Below are 3,053 nucleotides of genomic sequence, written 5' to 3' on the forward strand. Positions count from 1 at the left end.
AGCCAGGCCCAGGGTGTCCTTGTCGGACAGGGGCTTGGGCTCGACCGTCAGGTCGCCGTCGGCGATCTGGTCGGCCAGGGCGGCGGCGTCGCGCAGGGTCGCGGTCATGGCGTCGACCGAGTCGATCAGGTCGCGGATCTCGTCGTTGGAGGTTGCGGTCACCTTCTGGTTCAGGTCGCCGATGGAGACCGCGCGGATCAGGGTGGAGACCTTGCTGAGGCCGCGGGTGACCGACAGGGACAGCCACAGGGCCAGGCCGACGGCGGCGAGGACAGAGACCAGGCCCACGCCGGCCAGGATCATGCGGGTGCGGGCGAAGGCCGCTTCGGTCCGCTTGGTGGTGGCGTCCAGTTCCGCCTCGTCCAGGCTCCGCAGCGCGGAGACCGCGGCTTCTGCGGCGTCGATGTTGCGACGGCCCTCGCCCGAGGACAGGGCGGCGGCCTGGGCGCGATGGCCCTCCATCAAGAGGTTGGCCACGGCTTCATGATTGCGCAGCATGCCGTCCCAGGCGGCGCGGAACTCGCTCCAGCGGCCCTGGGCGTCGGTCCCGGCCAGCGCCTTGGCGCGGGCGAAGTCGGCCTCGAATCCCTGCCGGTCCTTGGCCACGCGCTGCTCCAGCGCCGCGACCTCCTGGCGGGTCGGCGCGGTCAGCATCTCGCGCTCGGCGGCGGCGACATTGACCACGCGGACCTGGAGCTGTTGGGCGAGGCGAAGGCGGGCCACCGGACCCTCGATCGCGGTGTCGAACTCGCGGTTCGCCGTACTGGCGCTGGAGAGGCTTTCGGCGGCGCTCAGCGCCAGCAGGGCGATGATGGCGCCGAAGGCGACGACCATCTTGGCTTTGAGGGTGAAACGCATGCTGGTCCTTCCTCAGGCCTGATGCAGGGGAACGACGGCGCCGGTGGCGCCGCCCTTGGTGGCGAAGATCTGGCCGAGATCGGGGACGACGATCAGGTCGCCGTCCCGTCGGGCCAGGCAGCGGATGAAGTCGGTGCGCCACCGCAGGCCCACCCGCGGGGCCTCCTCGGTGTCGACGGCCTCGAGCGAGGTGACTTCGTGCACCTTGTCGGCGCGCAGGCCGACCAGGGTGGGTCCGCCCTCCAGCTCGTACTCGATGACCACGATGCGGCTGTCGATGGTGTCGGCCCCGCGCGCCAGGCCGAAGGCCAGGCGCAGGTCGGCCAAGGGGATCACCCGGCCGCGGAAGTTGATCACCGCGCTGACAAAGGGCGCGGACCCCGGAACCGCCGTCTCCGGTGTCAGGTCCAGCACCTCGCGCACCAGGCCGGCTTCAAGGGCGAAGGTCTCGCCATGCAGGTCGAAAGTCAGGACCTGCAGGGCGTCGGCGCTCTGGTTCATGTCGTCAACCATCTCCAGGGTCCTCAACCGGCGGCGCGCAGCTGCGCGTCCCGGCGCTGGCCGGCGGCGACTAGGTGCGCGATGTCGAGGATCAGGGCGACGCCGCCGTCGCCGAGGATGGTCGCGCCCGAGAAGGTCTCCACGTCAGCGTGGAAGGCCGACAGGGACTTGATGACCGTCTGGTGGTCGCCAAGGATCTGGTCGACCACCAGGCCGACCCGTTCCTGGCCGGTGCTGACCACCACGATCTTCTGGTGCGGGTCTGGCGCCTGGCCGGTGTGGAACAGCTCGCGCAGGCGGATGAACGGCACCAGCTGGTCGCGCAGGGTGATCAGGCTGCGCCCGGTGGAGCGGACGTCCTGCTCGGCCGACAGCTCGACGCATTCCTCGACCGCGGCCAGGGGGATCACGTAGCGGGCCTGGCCCACCCGGACCAGCAGGCCGTCGATGATGGCCAGGGTCAGCGGAATGCGCAGATCAATCTGGGAGCCCTGACCCGGCTCGCTCTTCATCTCGATGGACCCGCGCAGGCCCTCGATGGTCCGCTTGACCACGTCCATGCCGACGCCGCGGCCGGACAGGTTGGTGATGGCCGCCGCGGTGGAGAAGCCCGGATGGAAGATCAGCTGCAGGAGGTCATGGTCGCTGAGCACGGCGCCGGGCTGGATCAGCCCGTTCTCCTCGGCCTTGGCCCGAACGCGCTCGCGGTTCACGCCCCGGCCGTCGTCGGTGATGGTGATGATCACTTCGGCGCCGGCCTGGCGCGCGGTGAGCCGCACCTGGCCTGCGGGCGACTTGCCGGCGGCTTTGCGCTCCTCAGGGGTCTCCAGGCCATGGTCGGCGGAGTTGCGGATCAGGTGGACCAGCGGGTCGGCCAGCCGCTCGATCACCGTCTTGTCGAGCTCGGTGGTCTCGCCCTCGGTGGTCAGCTCGATGGTCTTGCCGGTGTCGCGGGCCAGGTCGTGGATCAGGCGACGGAAGCGGCCGAACAGCTGGGCCACGGGGACCATGCGCACCACCATCATGGTGTCGCGCAGCTCGGCGGCCAGGCGCTCGATCTCCTCGGAGACGGCGCGCAGGTTGGGATCGGCGCCGGCGGCGGCCACCTGCTTCAGCCGCGACTGGGCGATGACCAGCTCACCGACCCGGTCCATCAGTTCGTCGAGGCGCTCGGCAGGCACCCGCACGGTCTCGCCGCCCCGGCTGGCCCTGGCTTCAGAAGCGGGGGTCTCGGAGGCGGAGGACTCGGCGGCGATGGAGACGAGCGGGGCGGCGACCTCGCTGACGGCGACGGCCGCCGGGGTCGAGGCCGCCGGCGCGGAGACCTCGGGCGCGCCCAGCGCCTCAATCTCCAGGGTCATGTCGTCGAGGACAAAGATGAAGACGTCTTCGATGGCGGCCTTGGGATGCTCGGTGGTCAGCACCACCTCCCAGGCCAGGTGGCATTCGGTGGGCTCGAGCGCCGCCAGGGGCGGGACATTGTCCGTGATCGCCGTGACCTGGCAGGGGCCGAGCTCGCGCAGCTCGTCCAGCAAGGGCAGCGGGCGCGTGCCGTTCACCAGCGCGTCGGCGGGCAGGCTGAACTTCACCTTCCAGGTGGTGGCCGTCGGGACCGGCTCGGCCGCCTGCTCGGCGCCAGGATCACCGCCGGCCGCGGCCGCGACGGCGGCGTGCAGGCGGGCCAGCAGGGCGTC

Annotated in this window: 3 protein-coding genes; all 3 read right to left on the bottom strand. The window is 71.1% G+C overall.

The genetic code is table 11. The features are described 5' to 3' along the window. On the bottom strand, positions 1–858 hold an 858-nt coding region (locus ACFQ27_RS20720; RefSeq protein ID WP_377354904.1), incomplete at its 3' end, for a HAMP domain-containing protein. 12 nt (positions 859–870) lie between these two features. Further along, complete coding sequence (locus ACFQ27_RS20725; protein WP_377354905.1) at positions 871–1,371, bottom strand: chemotaxis protein CheW; 501 nt, start codon at positions 1,369–1,371, stop codon at positions 871–873. An 11-nt stretch (positions 1,372–1,382) separates the two neighbouring features. Next, on the bottom strand, positions 1,383–3,053 hold a 1,671-nt coding region (locus tag ACFQ27_RS20730), incomplete at its 5' end, for a chemotaxis protein CheA (protein ID WP_377354907.1).

This window comes from Phenylobacterium conjunctum (assembly GCF_042679085.1).
Lineage (GTDB): Bacteria > Pseudomonadota > Alphaproteobacteria > Caulobacterales > Caulobacteraceae > Phenylobacterium > Phenylobacterium conjunctum.